Annotated in this window: 18 protein-coding genes; 7 read left to right on the plus strand and 11 right to left on the minus strand. The window is 67.2% G+C overall.

From position 1 onward, the window contains the following. The first annotated feature begins 2 nt into the window (after positions 1-2). The 3 genes from Q0Q48_RS25385 to Q0Q48_RS25395 all read left to right on the plus strand — a co-directional run bounded on the left by Q0Q48_RS25385 (position 3) and on the right by Q0Q48_RS25395 (position 1928). Complete coding sequence (locus Q0Q48_RS25385; protein WP_295144454.1) at positions 3-569, plus strand: VUT family protein; 567 nt, start codon at positions 3-5, stop codon at positions 567-569. Then, on the plus strand, positions 566-1012 hold the full coding sequence (locus Q0Q48_RS25390; RefSeq protein ID WP_295144457.1) for a TIGR01244 family sulfur transferase: 447 nt from the start codon (positions 566-568) through the stop codon (positions 1010-1012). Before Q0Q48_RS25385 ends, Q0Q48_RS25390 begins: the two co-directional genes overlap by 4 nt. 85 nt (positions 1013-1097) lie before the next feature. Next, entirely contained in the window at positions 1098-1928 is an 831-nt protein-coding gene (locus tag Q0Q48_RS25395) for a universal stress protein (RefSeq protein WP_295144460.1), read from the plus strand. 156 nt (positions 1929-2084) lie between these two features. On the opposite strand, the gene Q0Q48_RS25400 is transcribed toward Q0Q48_RS25395, so the two are convergent. Then, on the minus strand, positions 2085-3605 hold the full coding sequence (locus tag Q0Q48_RS25400; RefSeq protein ID WP_295144463.1) for a hypothetical protein: 1521 nt from the start codon (positions 3603-3605) through the stop codon (positions 2085-2087). A 78-nt stretch (positions 3606-3683) separates the two neighbouring features. On the opposite strand from Q0Q48_RS25400, the gene Q0Q48_RS25405 reads away from it, so the two are divergent. Both Q0Q48_RS25405 and Q0Q48_RS25410 read left to right on the plus strand, forming a co-directional pair. After that, positions 3684-4787, plus strand: coding sequence for an efflux RND transporter periplasmic adaptor subunit (locus tag Q0Q48_RS25405; protein WP_295144466.1), 1104 nt, complete (start codon positions 3684-3686; stop codon positions 4785-4787). Between the two features lie 6 nt (positions 4788-4793). Continuing rightward, the gene (locus Q0Q48_RS25410) at positions 4794-7952 is read left to right on the plus strand and encodes a multidrug efflux RND transporter permease subunit (RefSeq protein WP_295144469.1); all 3159 of its coding nucleotides are present in this window, start codon (positions 4794-4796) and stop codon (positions 7950-7952) included. 11 nt (positions 7953-7963) lie between these two features. On the opposite strand, the gene Q0Q48_RS25415 is transcribed toward Q0Q48_RS25410, so the two are convergent. From Q0Q48_RS25415 to Q0Q48_RS25425, 3 genes are read right to left on the minus strand one after another with little or no spacing between them, the layout of a single operon-like run. Beyond that, positions 7964-8767: a transglutaminase domain-containing protein gene (locus tag Q0Q48_RS25415; RefSeq protein WP_295144472.1), complete on the minus strand. Its 804-nt coding sequence runs from the start codon at positions 8765-8767 to the stop codon at positions 7964-7966. A gap of 36 nt (positions 8768-8803) precedes the next feature. Next, positions 8804-9889, minus strand: coding sequence for a pyrimidine utilization protein A (rutA, locus tag Q0Q48_RS25420; RefSeq protein ID WP_295144475.1), 1086 nt, complete (start codon positions 9887-9889; stop codon positions 8804-8806). Between the two features lie 47 nt (positions 9890-9936). Beyond that, positions 9937-10488, minus strand: a complete 552-nt coding sequence (locus tag Q0Q48_RS25425; protein WP_295144478.1) for a VOC family protein — start codon at positions 10486-10488, stop codon at positions 9937-9939. 67 nt (positions 10489-10555) lie between these two features. Here Q0Q48_RS25425 and Q0Q48_RS25430 point away from each other — a divergent pair, with 67 nt between their 5' ends. Both Q0Q48_RS25430 and Q0Q48_RS25435 read left to right on the plus strand, forming a co-directional pair. Continuing rightward, on the plus strand, positions 10556-11830 hold the full coding sequence (locus Q0Q48_RS25430) for an amidase (RefSeq protein ID WP_295144481.1): 1275 nt from the start codon (positions 10556-10558) through the stop codon (positions 11828-11830). Then, positions 11827-12597: an aspartate dehydrogenase gene (locus Q0Q48_RS25435; protein WP_295144483.1), complete on the plus strand. Its 771-nt coding sequence runs from the start codon at positions 11827-11829 to the stop codon at positions 12595-12597. The genes Q0Q48_RS25430 and Q0Q48_RS25435 overlap by 4 nt, the downstream gene beginning before the upstream one ends. 3 nt (positions 12598-12600) lie before the next feature. Here Q0Q48_RS25435 and Q0Q48_RS25440 read toward each other — a convergent pair whose 3' ends face one another. The 7 genes from Q0Q48_RS25440 to Q0Q48_RS25470 all read right to left on the minus strand — a co-directional run. Then, positions 12601-13740 (minus strand): mandelate racemase/muconate lactonizing enzyme family protein, encoded by a 1140-nt coding sequence (locus tag Q0Q48_RS25440; RefSeq protein ID WP_295144484.1) that lies wholly within the window; start codon positions 13738-13740, stop codon positions 12601-12603. A 90-nt stretch (positions 13741-13830) separates the two neighbouring features. Further along, positions 13831-14970 carry a mandelate racemase/muconate lactonizing enzyme family protein gene (locus Q0Q48_RS25445; RefSeq protein ID WP_295144487.1) on the minus strand — a complete coding sequence of 380 codons (1140 nt, stop codon included), beginning with the start codon at positions 14968-14970 and terminating at the stop codon, positions 13831-13833. A 23-nt stretch (positions 14971-14993) separates the two neighbouring features. Further along, positions 14994-17039, minus strand: a complete 2046-nt coding sequence (locus Q0Q48_RS25450) for a hydantoinase/oxoprolinase family protein (protein WP_295144490.1) — start codon at positions 17037-17039, stop codon at positions 14994-14996. Between the two features lie 4 nt (positions 17040-17043). Continuing rightward, a complete protein-coding gene (locus Q0Q48_RS25455; protein WP_295144492.1) occupies positions 17044-17757 on the minus strand; it encodes an ABC transporter ATP-binding protein in 714 nt (237 codons plus the stop codon). Then, positions 17757-18506 (minus strand): ABC transporter ATP-binding protein, encoded by a 750-nt coding sequence (locus tag Q0Q48_RS25460; RefSeq protein WP_295144495.1) that lies wholly within the window; start codon positions 18504-18506, stop codon positions 17757-17759. Before Q0Q48_RS25460 ends, Q0Q48_RS25455 begins: the two co-directional genes overlap by 1 nt. Beyond that, the gene (locus Q0Q48_RS25465; RefSeq protein ID WP_295144498.1) at positions 18503-20377 is read right to left on the minus strand and encodes an ABC transporter permease; all 1875 of its coding nucleotides are present in this window, start codon (positions 20375-20377) and stop codon (positions 18503-18505) included. Before Q0Q48_RS25465 ends, Q0Q48_RS25460 begins: the two co-directional genes overlap by 4 nt. 101 nt (positions 20378-20478) lie before the next feature. Further along, positions 20479-21393: ABC transporter substrate-binding protein (locus Q0Q48_RS25470; RefSeq protein WP_295144500.1), on the minus strand; the 915-nt coding region annotated here is incomplete at its 5' end.

Genomic DNA, 21393 nt, shown 5'->3' on the forward strand with positions numbered 1-21393 from the left:
GCATGAATTCTTCGACGCGGGCCAAACTCGTGGGCCTGGCCTACTTCCTGGGCTTCATCGCCTGCATCCCGCTCGCCAACTGGATGATCGGGAATGTCGGCGCGGTGTGCGTGCCGCAGGGCCCATGCCTGGTGCCGGTCTGGCCCTGGGGTCCGGGTGGCAAGCCCCTGATGGCGCCCTCGGGCGTGCTGATGATCGGGCTGGCGCTGGTGCTGCGCGACCTCGTGCAACGGCGGCTGGGCCGGGGCGTCGCCGTCGGCGCCATCGTGGCCGGCGCGGCCCTGTCGGGCGCGGTCGCGCCGCCGCAGCTCCTCATCGCCTCGGCCACGGCCTTCCTTCTGTCCGAACTCGCCGACTTCGCGGTCTATACGCCGCTGCAATCGCGCGGCCTCGTCCTGGCCGTGCTGGCGAGCAGCGTCGTCGGCCTGATCGCCGACAGCGTCCTCTTCCTGTGGCTGGCGTTCGGGAGCTTCGAGTATCTGGCCGGCCAGATACTCGGCAAGCTCTGGATGGTCCTGCTGGCCCTGCCTTTCATCCATTGGATCCGCAAACGCGAGTTGTCAGCATGAGCCTGTCCCTCCTTCCGGTCGACGACAGGGTCTCCGTTTCCGGTCAGCTCAATCCAGGCGACATGAAGGAAATCGCCGCGGCGGGCTTCGTCGCCGTCGTCAACAACCGGCCCGACGGCGAGGCTTTCTTCGGCCAGCCGAAGACGGCGGATCTGCGCGCGGCTGCCGAGTCAGCCGGACTGAATTTCCTCGACCTGCCCTTCTCCGGTCCGCGCGCGACGCCCGATCAGGTGCGCGCCTTCGCCGACCTTCTTGCAGAAGGCGACGGAAGGGTCGTCGCCTTCTGCAAGAGCGGAATGCGATCGGCGCTGCTGTGGGGCGCCGCGTCGCTGGCCAACGGCCGCTCGCTCGACGAGGTCCTGCAGGGCGCGCGCAGTGCCGGCCAGGAGCTGGTCGGCGTCGCCGAACTGATGACCGGTCTCGCGCAGGCGGCGCGGAGCTGAGCCGCCGACCGAAAGACTTGACTTGCACCTGAGGCGTCGCCGCTTCTTAATCGCGCGTCCTGAAGATTCGTTGGGGGAGTTCCACATGTTGAAGTCGATTCTGGCCGTGTCCGAAGGCGGTCCCGATGCCGCGATGTCGTTCCGGCTGGCCGCCCGTGTCGCCGGCATTTTCGACGCCACCGTGGATGCTCTGCATCTGCCGGTCGGTCCGGCCGGCGGCGCCGTCGGCGGCCTCGCCATGAGTGGCGAAGCGATGCCGCTGATCATGAACCTCGACGACGAGCGGCTCGAGGAGCGCGCCAAGGAATCGGAGCGCGCCTACAAGGAACTGCTCGCGACCAATACCGGCTCGACCTACACCGCCGCCGAGACCGCGACGCTCGACACGCTGGTCGCGATGGGCCGCTGCTCCGATCTGCTGGTGCTGGGCCGGCCGGGTTCCGACCCCGAGAACGTGGCGCCCGCCACTGTCGAGGCCGCGATCCATGAATGCGCCCGCGCCGTAATGATCGCGCCGCCGAACGCCGGCAGCGGCGGCTTCGGATCGGTCATCGTCGCCTGGAACGGCAGCTTCCAGGCCGCCCGCGCCGTCGAATACTCCCTGCCGTTCCTCGCCAAGGCGAGCGCCATCACGATCCTGGTCGTCGGCTCCAAGGCCGACGATGTCGGCGCGTCCTATCTCGCGCGCAATCTCGGCCGCCACGGCATCAAGACCACCATCGACGCCATCGATCCCGGCGCCGTCTCAGGCCGCGCGCGCGGTCGCGCCCTGCTCGACTACACGCACGGCAAGGGCGCCGACCTGTTGGTGATGGGCGCCTACGGCCGCGGCCAGGTGATGAGCTTCCTCGGTCTCGGCGGCGCCACCGGCAAGGTGATCTCGTCCTGCCGCGTGCCGCTGCTGCTGGCTCATTGAGGGGCTAAATGCTTCCCCTTTGCGGGCTCCGCAAAGGGGAAGTGCCCTCGTCTTACGAGGGCGATGGGGTCATGACCCCTCCGCCCCCCGCGGGGCACCTCCCCATCTGAATGGGGAGGAACACGATCGAAACGCTTGGTTCACCGCTCGCCGCTCTCAGGGACAGGCGCCGGCGCCCTGGGTCACGACCTGCGGATCGCTGCACGCGCTGCAGGCGTTGCTGTAGGTCTTGCGCGTGCCGTCGCGAAGCTGGCCGCAGGCGGGTCGATAGTCCTTCGTGCACATCTGCGGCCGCGGATCGGCGCAGGGACCGCCGGCCACCGGCAGCGATTCGGGCGCAAGCTCGGCGCGGGTCAGGCGGAACAGGAACGGCTGGGTCCGGTATTCGCTCAACGTTCCGAACATGAAGATGTTCGACCCCACCGCCGGGAGCGGGCTGAGCGGCCGCATCATCGTCACCTCGAGCTCGGGAACGTTGCGCGCCCGGGCCTCGTCACTGATCGCCCCTTCGATCCGCTCGGGCGTCGCGGAGACGACCTTGAAGGGCAGCTTCAGCCGCTGGCCGCCCTGCTGCCTGTCGCCGATCGCCCTCCACACCGCCTCGGCCGCACGCTTGTTGGCCGGGCTGACATCGCGATGGCGCAGCACCAGCACCCACTGCTGTGGCGTCAGCTTGGCGGGCTCATTGTCCTCGAGGATCTCCAGTGCCCGTTCCGGCGGAGTCATCGCGCGCGGAATCGACTTCTTGAAATTGGCCGGCGGCGCGCTCTCATTGGCGACGCGTGTCACGATGGCGTCCCATCCTTCCTCGCTGCCGCGATAGACGCTGTAGCGCGAGCGAATGTAGCGATCGATATCCTGCGCCGCCGAATCGTTCTTCGCCGCCTTGGCGATCGCGATCGCACGGGCGCCATACCAGAAGCCCAGCGCATCGACCGGGGAGCCTTCGAGCTGCACCACCGAATACTGATAGACGTCCTGCAGGTTGGTCGGGTCGGCCGCCACGGCGACGCGATAGTAGTCCCGCGCCTTGTCATAGTCCTTCGCCTGCAGTGCAGCGAAGCCCAGAACGCCGCTGAAGATGCCGGCCATCTGTTCCTTCAGCTGTGCGAAGCCAGCATCGTCGAGCAAGGCGGGCTTCTGCCACTTGGGGATCACCGCCAGGCCGCGCTCGGAAGCCGTGACGGCCGCCGCCAGCGCGGAGGCGTCTCCACCCGAAGCCTTGAGACGTCCGACATAGGCCCGGTTGGCCAGCGCACGCACATTGTCGGGATCGACCTGCAGCAAGCGCGCAACAAGGACGTCCGCCTTGGCCGGCTGGTTGGCCGCCTGCCAGGCCGAGATCGCCTGTTCATGGGCGTCCAGCCGCAGGACGCTGCCCGGATACCAGGCGATGAACACCTCCATGGCCTGCGCCCGCCGCGCCGGATCCTTGGTGTTCAACGCCGCCATGTAGCTGTCGTACTCGGCGGGGTTGGTGAAGGAGCTGCGCTGGGCCGGGCTTCCGGCTGAGGGGACAGGCGTCTGCGGAGGCGTCTGGGCGGCAGCGTTGAACGACGCGACGGCACACGCCGTCGCGAGAACGATAACCAACCACCGCCATGCCACCATTCCCGACTCCTCCCCGATCACACGCAATGTTGCAAGGCCCATCTCGACCTGAATTGCCGTGACCATTTGGGCGAATTAAGGCACTGTTCCGCCGCTGTTTTGAGTGGGGACTCGACGATGAAATACCGACGTTCGACGGCATGCATGCTCGTCGCTGCGGCGCTTTCGGCTGCCTGCAGCATGGCGCCGGCCCTCGCGCAGCAGCCGAGTGCTCCACCGCCCGCAGTGCTCGTCCAGGCCGCCGAAATGAAGCCGATCGCCGATCAGGCCGAATTCATCGGCCGCGCCGCGGCCGTCGACAAGGTCGAGCTGCGTGCCCGGGTAAAGGGCTTCCTGGGACCGCGCAAATTCGCCGACGGCGACCAGGTCAAGAAGGACCAGGTCGTCTTCACCATCGAACCCGAGACCTATCAGGCGGCCGTCGACCAGAAGAAGGCCCAGCTCGACGCGGCACGGGCAGGACTGGCCAATGCCGAGACCCAGCTGAAGCGCGCCGCCGAGCTGCTGCGCACCAACACCGGCACCCAGGTCACCTACGACCAGCGGCTCTCCGAGCAGCTCCAGGCCAAGGCCCAGGTCGAGGATGCCAGCGCCCAGCTTCGCGACGCCGAACTCCAGCTCTCCTACACCGAGATCAAGTCGCCGATCGATGGCCGCATCGGCCGCGCCGCCTTCTCCCCGGGCAATCTCGTCAGTCCCGACTCGGGCGTGCTGGCCACCGTCGTGAGCGAGAATCCCATCCGCGTGCTCTTCCCCGTGACACAGCGCGAGCTGCTCGACGCGCGACGGGACCAGGCCACCGACCCGAACGGCATCGCGGTGCGCATCCGGCTCGCCGACGGATCGATCTACAAGGAGAAAGGCAAGATCGACTTCATCGACAACACGGTCGATGCCAAGACTGACGGCCAGATCGTGCGCGCCACCTTCCCCAACCCCGACGGCATGCTGACCGACGGCCAGACACTCCGGGTCATCATCGAAGGCGAGCAGGTGCCGACATCGGTGGCCGTTCCGCAGGCGGCCATCGCCCAGGACCAGACCGGCGCCTACCTGTTCATCGTCAACGACAAGAACGTGGTCGAGCAAAAGCGCATCAGGACCGGCGTCTCACGTGACGGCATGGTCGCCATCACCTCGGGTCTGAAGGCTGGCGAGAGGGTCATCGTCCAGGGTCAGCAGCGCGTCCGGCCGGGCATGACGGTCAACCCCAGCGTGGCGCCGCCTTCGGCCTCGACGCAGAAGTAATAAATCATGACGATCTCGTCGCTGTTCATCCGCCGGCCGCGGCTGGCGTTCGTCATCTCCACGGTCATCACCATTGCCGGCATCATCGCCATGACGGCGATGCCGGTGGCGCAGTTCCCCGACATCGTGCCGCCGCAGGTGCGCGTCACCGCGACCTATCCCGGCGCCTCGGCCCAGGCGGTCGAGGAGAGCGTGGCGCAGGTCATCGAGGCGCAGGTGAACGGCGTCGAACGCATGATCTACATGAAGTCGACGTCGGGCGGCGACGGCAGCTACGCGCTGACCGTCAGCTTCGAGGTCGGCTCGAACCCCGACCTCAACACCGTCAACGTCACCAACCGGGTCAACCAGGCGCTCGCCCTGTTGCCGCCCGAAGTGCAGCGGCTGGGCGTCACCACCAAGAAGCAGTCCTCGGCACTGCTGCAGGTCGTGGCCGTCTATTCGCCCAACGGCTCGCGCGATGCGCTGTTCCTGTCGAACTTCACGACGATCACCCTGCTCGACACGCTGCGGCGCGTGCCCGGCGTCGGCGACGCCACCCTGTTCGGCGCGCTCGACTATTCCATGCGCATCTGGCTGAACCTCGAGCGCATGGCGAGTCTCGACATCACCCCCAATGAGGTGGTGCAGGCGGTGCAGGCCCAGAACGTCCAGGCCGCCGTCGGCCTGGTGGGTGCGGCGCCGCTGCTCGACGATGTCAGCTTCCAGCTGAACATCACGACGCAGGGCCGCCTCGTCACCACCGAGGAGTTCGAGAACATCGTGGTGCGCGCCAAGTCCGATGGCGCGATGGTCCGCGTCAAGGACATCGCCCGGGTCGAGCTGGGCGCCAAGACCAGCGACCAGGTCGGGCGCTACAACGGCCAGGCGGCGGCCGGCATCCAGATCTACCAGCTGCCCGGCGCCAACGCGCTGGCCACCGCGCAGGGCGTGCGCGACGCGATCAAGGCGCTGGAGCCGCGCTTCCCCGAGGATGTCGCCTACAACGTCATGTACGACACGACCGTGTTCGTGCAGGCCACGATCAAGAGCGTGATCAAGACGCTGATCGAGGCCTTCGTGCTGGTCGGCATCGTCGTCTTCATCTTCCTCGGCAACCTGCGCGCCACCCTGATCCCGATCATCGCCGTGCCGGTGGCGCTGATCGGCACCTTCGCCGTCATGCTGGCGCTGGGCTATTCGGCCAACACGATCTCGCTGCTGGCGCTGGTGCTGGCCATCGGCATCGTGGTCGACGACGCCATCGTCGTGGTCGAGGCGGTCGAGCACATCCTTGAGCACGAGCCAGAGCTCACGGTCGCCCAGGCGACCGAGAAGGCGATGGGCCAGGTCACCGGGCCGATCATCGCCATCACCCTGGTGCTGCTGTCGGTCTTCATCCCGACCGCCTTCATCCCCGGCATCTCGGGCCAGCTCTACGCCCAGTTCGCCGTGGCCGTGTCGGTCTCGATGATCATCTCGGCGATCAATGCGCTTTCGCTGTCGCCGGCGCTCTGCTCGCTGATCCTGCGCCACCGCAAGAAGCCGACCGGGATCATGGGCTGGATGCAGGGCCGCATCGACAGGACGCGCGACGGCTACACCAGGGTCGTGACGCCGCTGGCGCGGCGCGGCATCGTAGCCCTCCTTCTGGTCGTGGGCTTCGCCGCCGCGACCGGCGGCATCGGCTCCATGGTGCCGTCGGGCTTCCTGCCCGACGAGGACCAGGGCGCCTTCATGGCCGAGGTGCAGCTTCCCGACGCCGCGTCGACCAACCGCACGCTGGCGGCCGTCGAGGAAGTCGAGAAAACCATCGCCGACAAGCCCTGGAAGCAGAGCGTCTTCACCGTTTCGGGCTACAGCATGATCGACGGCCTGGCGCTGCCCAACCGTGCCCTGGTCGTGGTCGAGCTGAAGCCGTTTGACCAGAGGAAGGATCCCGCGCTCTCGGTGTTCCACGCACTGAAGGAACTCAATGTCGCCTTCAGCCAGATCGCCTCGGCCAACGTCTTCGCCTTCAACCTGCCGCCGATCATGGGTCTGGGCAATTCGGCGGGCTTCGAGTTCGTGGTGCAATCGCTTGCCGGCGCCTCGCCGACCGACCTCGCGGCCGTCGCGCGGGGCGTGATGATCTCGGCGCAGGAAGTGCCGGAACTGGCGGGCGTCTATACGACCTACAGCGCCTCGACACCGCAGATCAATCTCAAGCTCGATCGCGAGCGTGCGCAGGCGCTTGGCATCTCGATCTCCGACATCTTCTCGGCGATGCAGACGTCGCTGGGCGGCGCCTACACCAACGACTTCAACCTGTTCGGCCGCACCTGGCAGGTGAAGGTTCAGGCCGACGCGTCGGATCGCAGCAAGGTGAACGACGTCTTCCGCGTGCGCGTGCGCGCGGCGAGCGGCGAGTTGGTGCCCCTGCAGGCGGTAGCCAACATCGAGATGGTCACCGCGCCTTCCTCGGTCGTCCGCTACAACAACCTGCGCTCGGTGGTGGTGAACGGCGCGCCCGCGCCGGGCTACTCCTCGGGCGACGCCATCGCCGCCATGGAAAAGCTCGCGACGCGCACCCTGCCGGCCGGCTACGGCTTCGAATGGACGGGGACGGCGCTACAGGAGAAGGCCGCGAGCGGCCAGACCGGCTTCATCCTGGGTCTCGCCGTCGTCTTCGCCTACCTGTTCCTGGTCGGCCTCTACGAGAGCACGGCGATCCCGGTGGCGGCGCTGCTGTCGGTCATCGTCGGCCTGTTCGGCGCCGTGACGGCGCTGCTGATCGCCGGTCTCGACAACAACATCTTCGCCCAGATCGGCATCGTGGTGCTGATCGCACTCGCCGCCAAGAACGCCATCCTGATCATCGAGTTCGCGATGGCCGAGCGCGAGAAGGGCGCCGACGTGGTCACCGCGGCGACCACGGCCGCCAGCCTGCGCTTCCGGGCGGTCATGATGACCTCCTTCGCCTTCATCCTCGGCCTGGTGCCTCTGGTCATCTCCTCGGGCGCGGGCGCCGCCACGCAACGTGCCGTCGGCACCGCGGTATTCGGCGGCATGATCGCCGCGTCGTTCCTTGGCATCTTCGTGATCCCGGGCCTCTACGTGGCGTTCCAGCGCTTCCGCGAGACGGTGAAGGGCTGGATGGGCGTCAAGCCGACGACGGCACCGCCGGCGACGAAGACGGAGCACTGACTCGCGTTAGCTCAGCGGCCGAGCCACGGCGGGACCGGACCGGCCGCGGGGGTCTCCGGATGGACGGCCATCTCGTCGACCTCGGCACATTCGGCCTCGGAAAGGGAGTGATGCGCCGCGGTCGCTTGCCGCCACGTATCCCAATCGGACGTTTCGCGTCCATTCACCGAGTGGTGGTCGCGGACGACGTTGACCCGGACGAACCACAAGCCGCTTGCCTGCGAACCATGCCCGAAGGTCATGGGATCGGCCTCGCCCGCACGACAACGCCGCCACGCTTCACCGGCAGTGATGAACATGTCGTCGGGCAAGTTCGTGAGATCGAAACCGATGTCCAGACGCGGCGCGATGATGGGATCGAGCTGGGCGTCCGCACGGCACCAGCGACCGTCATGCCAGTACTCGCAGATCCAGTGATCTTCCCAGTCCCTCTTGAAGTAGGCCGCAAAGCCGCAGCGCACGCGTGCCGGCACGCCTTGCTGGCGCAGCATGCCGCACAGCATCAATGCGTAGTCGCGACAGGTGCCGACCGCACGCCGGTCCGGAGCCCGCTCCTCGGTCATCGCAGACCCGTCGAGTTCGGCGATCTGCCGGAGCCGGCTGGCCATCGGCAGGGTCTCGCGCGACACGGTCTGGAACTGCGACTCGTCTACGCCATAGGCCGCGATCCAGTCCGAATGGATCAGCACGCCCTGCGCGATCCGGCAGAGCGCCGCGACATCGACGGGCAATCCGTCGAAGTTCAATGACCCAGCGCCGGGCGCCGACATCGGGCCGTGATTTCGCCAACGCTCGGGACTTGCCATGGTCGTCATGCCGACCATGCTAGCAGATCGGCCGGGAAGCCGCCCTCAGGCGGCAGCTTTGACCAGGCGGTCGCTGCGGCACTTCATCAGCGGCTGGATGTGCTGGCCGAACTGGTCCATGCCGGCCAGGAAATCGTCGAAGGTCAGCATGATGCCCTTGGTCCCGGGCACGGTGGCGCATTCGTCGAGCATCCTGGCCACGCTGGCGTAGGAGCCGACCAGGGTGCCCATGTTAAAGTTGATGGCCCCTTCCGGCGCCGAGATCGCCTTGGCGGTGCCGCCTTCGGCCGCATTGGGATCGGCGTCTGCCTGGCCCGACATCCAGGCCATCGCCCCCATATCGGCGCCCTCGTTGTAGAGTTTCCACTTGGCCATCGCCTTCTCGTCGGTCTCGTCGGCGATCACCATCATCAGCACGTAGTTGCCGACGTCGCGGCCGGTCTTTGCCGCGGCCTCGACCATCAGCTGGTTGGTCGGCGCATGGGCGGTCGGCGTATTCACGCCCTTGCCCAGGGTGAAGTTGTAGTTGCAGTAGGTCGCGCCGAATTCCATGCCGCGCGGGCTCTGGCCGGCGCTGACGATCTTGATCGGCTCCTTCGGACGCGGGGAGAGCTTGCAGTCCGACATCTGGAAGTACTTGCCCTTGAAGTCGGACGTGCCGGTCTCCCAGAGCTCCTTCATCACCGTCACGAACTCGGTCGAGTAGTCGTAGCGATAGCCGAAATACGCCTCGCCCGGCCACAGGCCCATCTGCTCGTATTCGTCCTTGGCCCAGCCCGACACGATGTTGACGCCGAAACGGCCGTGCGAGATCGAATCGATGGTCGAGGCCATGCGCGCGATGATGGCGGGCGGGATGGTGAGCACCGCGACCGAGGCGTAGAGCCGGATGCGCTCGGTCACTGCGGCGAGACCGGCCATCAGGGTGAAGGATTCGAGATTGTGGTCCCAGAACTCGCTCTCGCCACCGAAGCCGCGCAGCTTGATCATCGACAGGGCAAAATCGAGCCCGTAGCCCTCGGCCTTCTGCACGATCTGCCGGTTGAGATCGAAGCTCGGCATGTATTGCGGCGACGTGGTGGAGATCAGCCAGCCATTGTTTCCGATCGGAATGAACACACCGATGTCCATGGAGCCCTCCTCGACTATGAGCTCCCGGCAGCAAGCGGCATGCCAGCCTAGCGGTCGGAAATGCGCCTCTCGAGCTCGGAATCGTGCAGGGTCGTGTCCTGCCCCGGCGGCGCGATGCGCACGGCATCCTCCAGGGTCACGGTCTGGCGCCACTCCTCGGGCGGCCGGGCACGATCGTCGGAGCCGATCTGGTCGACGCCCCAGTAGAGTTCGAGATGGTGGCCGTCGGGATCGAGGAACTCGACCGAGACCTGGCAGCCCGCCCGGCGGCGGCCCTCGTAGACGACCTCGACACCGCGCGCCTTGAGATGATCGCGCGCGCGGAACACCTCGTCGAGCGTGGCGAGTTCGAAGGCCAGGTGATGCAGCGTCCGTGCCTGGGCGTCCGCAGCCGGTGCGCCACCGACCAGCGCCAGGCAATGATGGTCCCCATTGGAGCGCAGGAACACCATGCCGCCCGGCATCATGCTGCCGGGATAGACATCTGAGACCTTGAAGCCCAGCACCTCGGTGTAGAAGCGCCGCGACCGGTCCAGGTCGGCGACGTTCACAACCGCATGGCCGAGCTTCTGGACCTTGAAGGGCAAACCCTGAGGCATGAACGGCTACCTTTCCGTGCGGGGCTCGGTCATCATGCGCCCAACGAACCGGAAGGGGAACGAGCGCATGGCGAAATCGCCCAACAAGCTGTCGGCCAGCGAAGCGATCCTGCGCATGTCGCAGAAGCGCCTGAAGGCGCGCGATCTCGTCGAGGCCTGCCTCGACCGCATTGAGTTGCGCGAGGGCCAGGTCCACGCCTGGGAGGCACTCGACGCCGACGGCGCCCGCAAGCGCGCCGACATGCTCGACAAGCGCGCCAGGCCGGTGGGGCCGCTGCATGGCATCCCGCTCGCCGTGAAGGACATCATCTCGACCAAGACCATGCCGACCACCTGCGGCTCGCCGATCTACCGCGACCATGTCGCGGGCCGAGACGCCGCCTGCGTGACGCAGCTCGTGAACGCCGGCGCCATCGTGCTCGGCAAGTCGGTGACGACGGAGTTCGCCGGCGCCCATGCCGGCAAGACGCACAATCCGCACAACCTGCGGCACACGCCGGGCGGTTCCTCCTCGGGCTCGGCTGCTGCGGTCGCCGACACGATGGTCCCGATCGGGTATGGCACGCAGACCTCGGGATCGGTGATCCGGCCCGGCGCCTTCAACGGCGTCGTGGCCTACAAGGGCACCTACGGCTGGGCCGACACCACGGGCATCAAGACCTACGCCAAGAGCCTCGACACGCTGGGCTTCTTTACGCGCACGGCCAACGACCTGGCGCTGATCCGCGCCGCCTACGGCCATGCCCCGGCCGATCCGCCGCTCCACGCGCCGCGCATCGGTTTCTGCCGCACCCTGTGGTGGGATCAGGCCGAGCCGTACAACAGGAAGAACATCGAGGTCGCCGCCCGCACCTTGCGAGCCGGCGGCGCCAAGGTGCGGCAATGGGAAATGCCCGACAGCTGGGGGCCCCTCATCACCGCGCACAACCGGGTGATGACCAAGGAGGCGACCCAGCATTATGGGCCGGAACGCACCCGCTTCCCCCACCTCCTGTCACCCGGCCTGACGGCCAGCCTCGAGGTGGGCGACAGCGTCACCTCGGCCCAGCTCGCCGATGCCAAGAAGTGCAAGCGCCGGGCATTGGCCGATCTCGCCCAGGTATGGGAACGCTTCGACTTCCTGCTGGCCCCAGCCGCCCGCGGCGAAGCGCCGGCGGGACTGGGCTACACCGGCGATCCGATCTTCAACCGGTTCTGGACCCTGCTCGGCACGCCGTGCATCGCCCTGCCCTTCAATGCCGGACCCTTCGGCCTGCCCCTGTCGGTGCAGTTGATCGCGCCACTGCGCGACGACGACCAGCTCATCGCCTGGGCGCGCTGGGTGGAGGCCCGCCTCTCTTGAAGCTCGGAATGATCGGCTACGGCGCGATCGGCAAGCATGTCGAAGCGGCCGGCCTCGAGAATATCGAACTGGTCTCTGTGCTCGTGCGCCGGCCGCGACAGGAAGGCGTGCTCACGCACGAGCCCGACCGGTTCTTCGCGCACGACTTCGATGCGGTGGCCGAATGCGCTGGTCACGAAGCGGTGCGCGTGCACGGCCAGCGCGTGCTGGAGAGCGGCACGGACTTCCTCGTGACATCTGTCGGCGCCTTCACCGACACCATCCTGTTCGACCGGCTGCTGGCCGCAGCGAAGGCGAACGGTGCGCGACTGATCCTGCCGTCGGGCGGCATCGGCGCGCTCGACATCTTGAGCAGCGCCGCCGTCGGCGGACTGGAGAGCGTCACCGTGACCGTGCGCAAGGATCCATCGGCCTGGAAGGGCACGATCGCCGAGACACTGGTCGATCTCGATGCGCTGAAAATGCCGCATACGGTGTTCGATGGGCCTGTGCGCGAGGGCGCCCGCCTCTATCCGCAGAACGTAAACATCTCGGCCGCGGCCGCGATCGCCGGCCTTGGCCTCGACGAAACCCGCGTCGTCATCGTGGCCGATCCGACCATCACCACGCACATCGTCGAGCTGGAAGCCAAGGGCGCCTTCGGCCGTTTCACCTTCATGGAAGACGTGACGATCAGCGAGGAGAACCGCAAGACCGGCAAGCTGGTCGCCATGGCGATGGTGAAGTCGGTGCGCCAACTCGCGTCGACGCTCGTAGTCGCCGCCTGACGATCAGACGTAGCCCGGTCCCTCGATGACCGGGTGGGCGATCAGGAACTGCTCGTCGATCTCGACGCCGATGCCAGGCTTGTCGAGCGGGCGGACGTTGCCGTCCTTGCCGATCTCCCAGGGCGCGCTGCCGAGCTCGTCGCGAAACTTGTTGGCCACCGAGAGATCGGCCTCGAAGTAGCCGCCGTTGTCGATCGACGCCAGGAAGTGGATCGACACGGCGTGATTGAGGCCGGTCATCGAACTGTGCGGATGGATCGGCAGCTTCCACATCGAAGCCGCCGCAGCGATGCGCTGGACCTCGGTGATGCCGCCGCTCTTGGAAAGGTCCGGCTGCAGGATGGTGATGTTGCCATCCTCGATGATCCGGTGAAACTCGAAGCGCGTGTAGTGGTTCTCGCCGGCCGCCAGCGGCGTCACGCCCCAACCCTTGGCCATCGCATAGGAGCGATGGTCGTGTGCCGGGAACGGTTCCTCCAGCCAGGAGATGCCCAGCTCGTCCATCGCCGGCATCACGCGGCGCACATCCTCGACCGTGTAGCCGGTGTTGGCGTCGGTCAGCAGCACCATGTCGTCGCCGAAGCGCCTGCGCACTGCGGTCATGCGCGCAATGTCGTTCTTCACGTTGTCGCCGACGCGCAGCTTCAGCGCCCTGTAGCCCGCCGCGACCATGGGTTCCGCCTCGTCGGCCAGCGACTCCGGCGCCTGGTAGCCCAGCGAGATGCCGCCGGCGTAAGCGGGCACCGGCTTGTTGGAGCCGCCCAGCAGCTTGTAGAGCGGCCAACCGACGGCCTTGCCCTTGATGTCCCACAGCGCCTGGTCGAGACCGCTCATTGCCATGGCGGTGGCGGCGCCCATCCCGTGGCTGCCGAGCTGGAACTTGTAGATCTTGGCCCAGATGCCGACCGTGTCGGTGGCGTCCATGCCGACCACGAAGCCCTTCAGGGTCGTGTTGATCAGGTGCCCGATACTGCCCGGCGAGCGCGCATGATGGCTTTCGCCCCAACCCACGATCCCGTCCTCGGTCGTCACCTTCACCATCACGCAGTCGCGCTTGGTCATGGTGCCAATGCCCAGCGACACCTGCAGCTCCTTCGGCACGCGATAGCTGGTCGGATAGGCCTTTACGTCGACGATTTTCATGAGAGTCCTCCCCGCCGGGGGCGCGCCACTCCAGTGGCGCGTCGTTGTTGCAGCAAGCGAAGACGCGTCACTGGAGTGACGCGCCCCCAGCTACGCCACCTTGTATTTCTTCAGAATCTCGCGATCGATCTCGATACCGAGACCGGGTCCCGTCGGCACCTTCACGATGCCCTTCTTCTGCTCGATCGGCTCCTGCGCCAGGTGATCGCGCAGCGGGTTGGGCGTCTGCTCGAACTCGAGCATCGGCGGCGTCGGGCGGAAGGCCGGGGGCTGGTCCGGCAGCGCCGCGAGGAACTGCACCGTGGCGGCGAGGCCGATGGCCGAACCCCAGGCATGCGGCACGCATTCGACGCCGAAGGCCGAGGCCAGGGTCGCGATCTTGCGGCATTCGGAGAAGCCTCCGGCGGCGCAGAGGTCGGGCTGCACGATGTCCATCGCCTTCCGGGCGATGACGTCGCGGAAGCCCCAGCGCGTGAAATCGTTCTCGCCGCCGGCCACCGCCATGTCGAGGGCCCGCGTCACCTCGATATAGCCGTCATGGTCCTCGGGGCTGATCGGTTCCTCGAACCAGAGGATGTCGTGCTCCTCCAGCATACGGCCGAGCTTGATGGCGTTGGGCACCGAGAAACAATGGTTGGCATCGACCGCGAGCTTCACATCCGGGCCGATCGCCTCGCGCACCGCCGCAACACGGCGGGCATCGAGCTTCAGGTCGCCCAGGCCGATCTTCATCTTGATCGCCTGGAACCCGTCGTTCTTGAATTCCAGCGCTTCCTCGACCGCCTCCTCGACGAGCCGATTCATGTCGATGAAGTAGAGGCCGGTCGCGTAGGGAATGACCTCGCTGCGATAGGCGCCGCCGATCAGCTTGTGCACCGGCTTGGTCACGGCGCGCCCCATGATGTCCCACAGCGCGATGTCGATGCCGGAGATGGCCGAGATCGCCATGCCGGTCGTGCCGTAGTCCTTTATCCTGTTGTAGAGGTCTTCCCAGATCGCCTCGACGTCGAACGGATCGCGGCCGACCACGCGCGCCTTGAATTGCGTCTCGACGAAGGTCTTGGCGACGGCCGCCGGACCGTAGCACTCGCCCCACCCGGTGATGCCCTCGTCGGTCGAGATCTCGACCAGGCAGGTCGAGCGCGTGCCATAGACCCAGCCACGCGCCGACACGAACGGCTTGTCGACCTTGCAGCTCAGGATGTGGCAGACGACGTCCGTCACCTTCATCTTCGTTTCCTCCGGCCTTTTTGTTAGCCGACAGATATCAGCAAATTGCCGAGCCTGTCCTGCCGGACTTTGTCACCGGGCTCCACGACGGTCGTGCAGTCGAGCTGTTCGAGGATCGCGGGGCCTTCGAGCGTGGAGTCGAGAGGCAGTTTCTCGCGGGCGAAGACCGGCGTGTCGTGCCAGCCGTCGCTGAACCAGACGCGGCGCGTGCCGAGCTTCGCGGCGGCGAGTGTCGGCGAACGCTGAGTGGCGGCCAGTGCACCGAGCGAGATTTCCGGACGCACGCCGATCACGGCGGTGTGCAGGTTGACCAGCACGGGCGGGATCTCCGGCAGTTCGATGCCGAAGCGGCGGAAGTAGGCGGCGGCGAAGGCCTTGTGCAGGCCGGCGACGCCGATGTCCGCGCTCTCGACACCGACCGACAGGATGTGGCTCTGGCCCTGGAACTGCATGTCGGCCGAGAGCACGCGCCGCAGCTCGCGCACCGGCACACCCTCGCGCGCGATCGTCGCCTCGCCCTCGGCTGCCTGCTCGGCATAGATGCGCGCCACCGTGGCGTCGTCGACCGCGGAGAGCGGCTTGTTCACGGTGCGCACATAGTCGTGGCGCAGGTCGGCCACGACGCAGCCCAGCGCGTTGGTGATGCCGGGCCGCACCGGCACCAGCACGGTCGGGATGCCGAGTTCGCGCGCCAAGGCCGTCGCATGCAGCGGTCCCGCACCGCCGAAGGCAAAGAGCGCGAAGTCGCGCGGATCGTGGCCACGCGACAGCGACACCAGGCGCACAGCACCGGCCATGCGGTCGTTGGCGATGCGCAGGATGGCAGCAGCCGCCGCCTCGGCATCAAGGCCGAGCCGCTGGCCGACTTTCTCCAGAACGAGGCCGCGCACATGGTCGAGCGTCACGGGATGATCGACGCCTAGCAGCTTGTCCGGGTTGAGCCGGCCCAGGACCAGGTTGGCGTCGGTGATGGTGGGCTCCGAACCGCCGCGGCCGTAGCAGATGGGACCGGGCCGGGCGCCGGCGCTCTCCGGGCCGACGCGCAGCATGCCGGCGGCATCGACCGAGGCGATGGAGCCGCCGCCCGCGCCGATCGTGTGCACGTCGACCATCGGCACATGGATCGGCATCGCGTATTCGAGTTCGAGCTCGCCCGAGACCTGCGGCACGGCATTCTCGATCAGCCCGACATCGGTCGAGGTGCCGCCCATATCGTAGGTGATCAGGTTGGGATGGCCCGAGGCGCGGCCGGTATAGGCTGCCGCCATCACGCCCGAGGCCGGGCCGGACATCACCGTGTTCACCGCCGCCTCGGCGATCAGCTGCGAGGAAATCGTGCCGCCATTGCCCTGCATCACCAGCAGGTCGCGGTCGAAGCCCTTGGCCTTCAGCTCCGTGCGCAGGCGCGAGAGATAACGGTCGAGCACGGGCTGGACCGAGGCATTCACCGCCGCCGTCACGCCGCGCTCGTACTCGCGATATTCCGACAGGATGACGTGGCCTGCGGTGACATAGTCGTTGGGCCACAGGCCGCGCACGATCTCGGCGGCGCGCCGCTCGTGCGCCGGGTTGATGTAGCTGTGCAGGAAGTGGATGACGACGGCCTCGCAACCCGCCGCCAGCAGTCTGCGCGCCGCGTCGGCGACGGCCACTTCGTCGAGCGGCGTCAGCACCTTGCCGTCGGCATCCATGCGCTCGGGCACTTCAAGCCGCACCTCGCGGTCGATCACCGGCGTGAAGGTGCCGCGCAGCCCATAAGCCTGTGGGCGCGTGCGGCGCCCCAACTCCAGCACGTCGCGGAACCCTTTGGTCGTGATCAGTCCGACCTTGGCGATCTTGCGCTCGAGCACGGCGTTCGTGGTCGTCGTCGTGCCATGGACCACCGCCTGCAGCAGCGCCGGATCCAGTCCCGCCGCAGCCAGCGCCGCCATGAAGCCGATCGCCTGGTTGTCGACGGTGGTCGGCACCTTGGCGAGCTTCACCTCGTTGGTGGCCGGATCGATCGCCAGCAAGTCGGTGAAGGTGCCGCCGACATCGATGCCGACGGTGAAAGTGCTCTTGGACGACATGGGTTCAAACCGAAAGATATTGTTCGCGAAGAGAATCGTTCGCCGCCAGTTCGGCCATCGAGCCGCCGAAGCGGATCTGGCCCTTTTCGATGATGTAGGCGCGGTCGGCGACGCCCAGCGCGAAATGCAGGTTCTGCTCGCACAGGATCACCGACACGCCCTCGCCTTTCAGCGCCCGGATGGAATTGGCCATCTCCTGGATGATGATGGGCGCCAGCCCTTCCGACGGCTCGTCGAGCAGCACGCAGCTCGGATTGCCCATCAGCGTGCGCGCGATTGTCAGCATCTGCTGCTCGCCGCCCGACATGCGCCCGCCCGGCCGCTCGCGCATGCGCGCGAGATTGGGAAAGAGCGCGAACAGCTTGTCTTCGGTCCAGAGCGGCACACCGGCGCGCGCCGCCTGCCGGCCGACTTCGAGATTCTCCATCACCGACAGTTCGGTGAAGATCCGCCGCTCCTCCGGCACATAGCCAAGGCCGAGGCGCGCAATGCGATAGGGTGGCAGGCGCTCGATGCGCTGGCCGGCGAAGCTCACCTCGCCGCGAGCCGGCGGCACCAGCCCCATGATCGCCTTCATCGCCGTCGACTTGCCCGCACCGTTGCGCCCCAGCAGCGCCACGACCTCGCCCGCACGCACCTCCAGCGAGATGCCGTGCAGGATATGGGCGCGGCCGTAGAAGGCGTGCAGGTCCTTCACCTCCAGCATCGGCGGCGCCATCAGTGCGCGCTCCCGAGATACACCGCGCGCACATTGGGGTTGGCGCGCACTTCCTGCGGCGTGCCGCCGGCGATGAGCACGCCGCGGTCGAGCACGATGATACGGTCGGCCTGGGTGAAGACCACGTCCATGTCGTGCTCGGTGAACAGCACGGCGATGTTGCGCGCCCGCGCCAGCTGCGCCGTCAGTTCCATCAGCGCGACGCGCTCCTTCGGCGCCATGCCCGCCGTGGGCTCGTCCATGAGCAGCAGGCGCGGCTCGTTGGCCAGCGCGATGGCGAGTTCCACCCGTTTCAGGTCGCCATAGGCCAGCACGCCGCAGGTCCGCTCCGCCTGGTCGAGCATGCCGACCTGGTCGAGCAGCGCGTCGGCCTCGGCAGCGAACGCCGCACCGAAGCGCGACAGAAGCGAGCGCAGGCGGCCGGCATGCGAATAGAGCGCCATCTGCACGTTCTCGCGGACGCTGAGCGAGGCGAAGGTGGCGGTGATCTGGAAGGTGCGGCCGACGCCCAGGCGCCAGATGGCGCGCGGGCGCAGGCCGACGATGTCGCGGCCTTCGAGGCGCACGATGCCGGAGTCGGGCGTGAGCTGGCCGTTCAGCATGTTGAAGCAGGTGCTCTTGCCCGCCCCGTTGGGCCCGATCAGCGCCAGCATCTCGCCGGCCGAGATGGCGAAAGAGACATCGGCCACGGCCTGGACGCCGCCGAAGGACTTGTGCAGCCCCTCGACCTGGAGAACGGCCTGGCTCATGCCCGCTGCTCCCGCCAGCGCGCGACCAGTGCCTTCAGGCCGCCCACGAGGCCCTGCGGGAACAGCAGCACGATCAGCAGGATCACGCCGCCCATCACGGCGCGCCAGAACTCGGTGTTGCGGGCCACCACGTCACGCAGCCAGGTGAAGATCGCCGCACCGACCACCGGACCTGTCAGCGTTTCGACGCCGCCCAGCAGCACCATGATGAGACCGTCGGTCGACTGGGCGATCGAGATGCTCGACGGCGAGATGCTGCCCTTGGAGAAGGCATAGACTGCGCCCGCAAGACCGGCGAGTGCACCGACCAGCACGAAGGCCGCCCACTGGAAGCCGCGGAGGTCGATGCCGATCGCCTCGGCGCGCAGAGGCGAATCGCGGCCCGCCCGCAGCGCGTAGCCGAAGGGCGAGAACAGCACGCGCCACAGGAACACGATCCCGGCGCCGCACAGCACCAGCGCGAGATAGTAGTAGGCGGTCTTGTCGGCAAGCCAGGCGGGCGGCCAGATGCCGAACACGCCGTTGCTGCCGCCGGTCACCGAGTCCCACTGAAACACGATCGACCAGCTGATCTGCGCGAAGGCCAAGGTCAGCATGGCGAGATAGACGCCCGAGAGCCGCACGCAGAACCAGCCGTAGACGATGGCGAAGGCACCGGCGACCAGCGGCGCCAGCAGCAGTGCGGCTTCCATCGGCAGGCCGAAGCGTTTCATCAGCAGGCCCGCGGCATAGGCGCCGATGCCGAAATAGGCGGCATGGCCGAACGAAACCATGCCGGCCGGCCCCATGATGAAGTGCAGCGAGACCGCGAACAGCGCGAAGCAGACGATGTCGGTCAGCAGGATCGTGGTGTAGCGGTCGGCGGCCAACGGCACCAACGCGAGCAGCGCCAGCCAGACCAGGGCGAAGGTCCAGGACGGCACCTGCAGGCGCGGCGCCGGCTCCGCCGCCCGCTGCGCGGCCTGCGGCTTGCCCAGCAGCCCGTAGGGCCGCACGACCAGCACCAGCGCCATGATCAGGAACTCGACCACCAGGGTGAGTTTGGAGAAGGAAACCTCGAAGCCGAACCAGGTCACGGTGCCGATGCCGATGCAGAAGGCCTTGGCGACCCCGATGATGATGGCCGCGAGGAAAGCGCCGCCGATGCTGCCCAGCCCGCCGACCACCGTGACCACGAAGGCATCGGCGATGATGGCGAGGTCGAGTTCGAGGTTCGCCGGCTCGCGCGGGATCTGCAGCGCGCCGCCCAGTCCGGCCAGCACCGAGCCCACGAAGAACACCGAGGTGAAGAGCTTGGCCTGGTCGACGCCCAGCGCGCCCACCATCTCGCGATCCTGGGTGGCGGCCCGCACCAGCGCGCCCCAGCGCGTGCGCGTGAGCAGCAGCCAGATGGCCCCCAGCACGACCGGGCCGATGGCGATCAGCACCAGGTCGTAGGCCGGGATGCGCCGCCCCATGATCTCGACCGCCATCGACAGGCCCGGTGCGCGCGGCCCGACCAGATCCTCGGCGCCCCAGGTGAAGAGCGCGATGTCCTTGATCACCAGCACGACGGCGAAGGTCGCCAGCAGCTGGAACAGCTCCGGCGCGCGATAGATGCGCCGCAGCACCAGCACCTCGATCAGGATACCGACCAGCCCGACCGCAAGGGCCGCCAGCACGACGGCCCCCCAGAAGCCGAGCGGCGTGCGCCCGAAGAACTGGATCAGCGAATAGGCGCCGTAGAGTCCCAGCATGTAGAGCGAACCGTGCGCAAAGTTCACGATCCGCGTGACGCCGAAGATCAGCGACAGGCCGGCGGAGACCAGGAACAGCGACGCGGCGGCGGCCAGCCCGTTCAGGAGCTGGATGAGGATGGAAGCGAGGGTCACGCGATGGCCGAGGAAGAAGAAAATGTCATCCCGAGCACAGCGAGGGACCTTTCACGATGTCTCAAAGGTCCCTCACTTCGTTCGGGATGATAGCTTTATCGTCAGTTCTTCGGCCGCATCTTCTGGACGTCGGCGTCGCTCGGCAGGGCATCCTTGCCGTCGACGAAGCGCCAGTTCTTCATGTAGCCCTTGCCGTCCTTCACGCCGATCTGGCCGACATAGGCACCCATGGTCGACTGATGGTCGATCGGCCGGTACTCGATCATGCCGAAGGGCGTGATGAGCTTCAGGCCGCTCATGGCGGCGACCAGCTTGTCCTGGTCGAGCGAACCCGCCTTCTTGATGGCCTCAGCGGCGGACATCACGGTCGCGTAGCCGACGACCGAGCCCAGCCGCGGATAGTCCTTGAACTTGGCCTGGTAGGCGTTGAGGAACTTGGTGTGCTCGGGTGTCTTGAGTTCGCTCCACGGATAACCGGTGACGTACCAGCCGTCGGGCGATTCCTCCTTCAGCGGATCGAGATATTCCGGCTCGCCGGCCAGCAGATTGAAGACCTCGACGCCCTTGAACAGGCCGCGGGTCTGGCCCTCGCGCACGAACTTGGCGAGATCGGGACCGAACAGCGAGGAGAAGATCGCATCGGGCTTGGCGTCGGCCAGCGCCTGCGCCACGGCACCGGCATCGATCTTGCCGAGCGGCGTCGCCTGTTCGGCGACGAATTCGACGTCCGGCTGCTTCTCCTTCAGGAGCTTCTTGAAGGCGGCCGTTGCCGACTGGCCGTACTCGTAGTTCGGATAGACGATGGCCCAGCGCTTCTTCTTGAGCTTGACGGCATCGGGAATGAGCATCGCCGTCTGCATGTAGGTCGAGGTGCGCAGGCGGAACGTGTAGGCGTTGCCCTGGTCCCATACGATCTTGTCGGTCAGCGGCTCGGCGGCGATGAACAGAACCTTGCGCTGCTTGGCGAAGTCGGCGACGGCGAGGCCGACATTCGACGGGAAGGTGCCGATCAGGAA

Origin of the sequence: uncultured Reyranella sp., assembly GCF_945957355.1 — a bacterium.
Taxonomy (GTDB): Bacteria; Pseudomonadota; Alphaproteobacteria; order Reyranellales; family Reyranellaceae; genus Reyranella.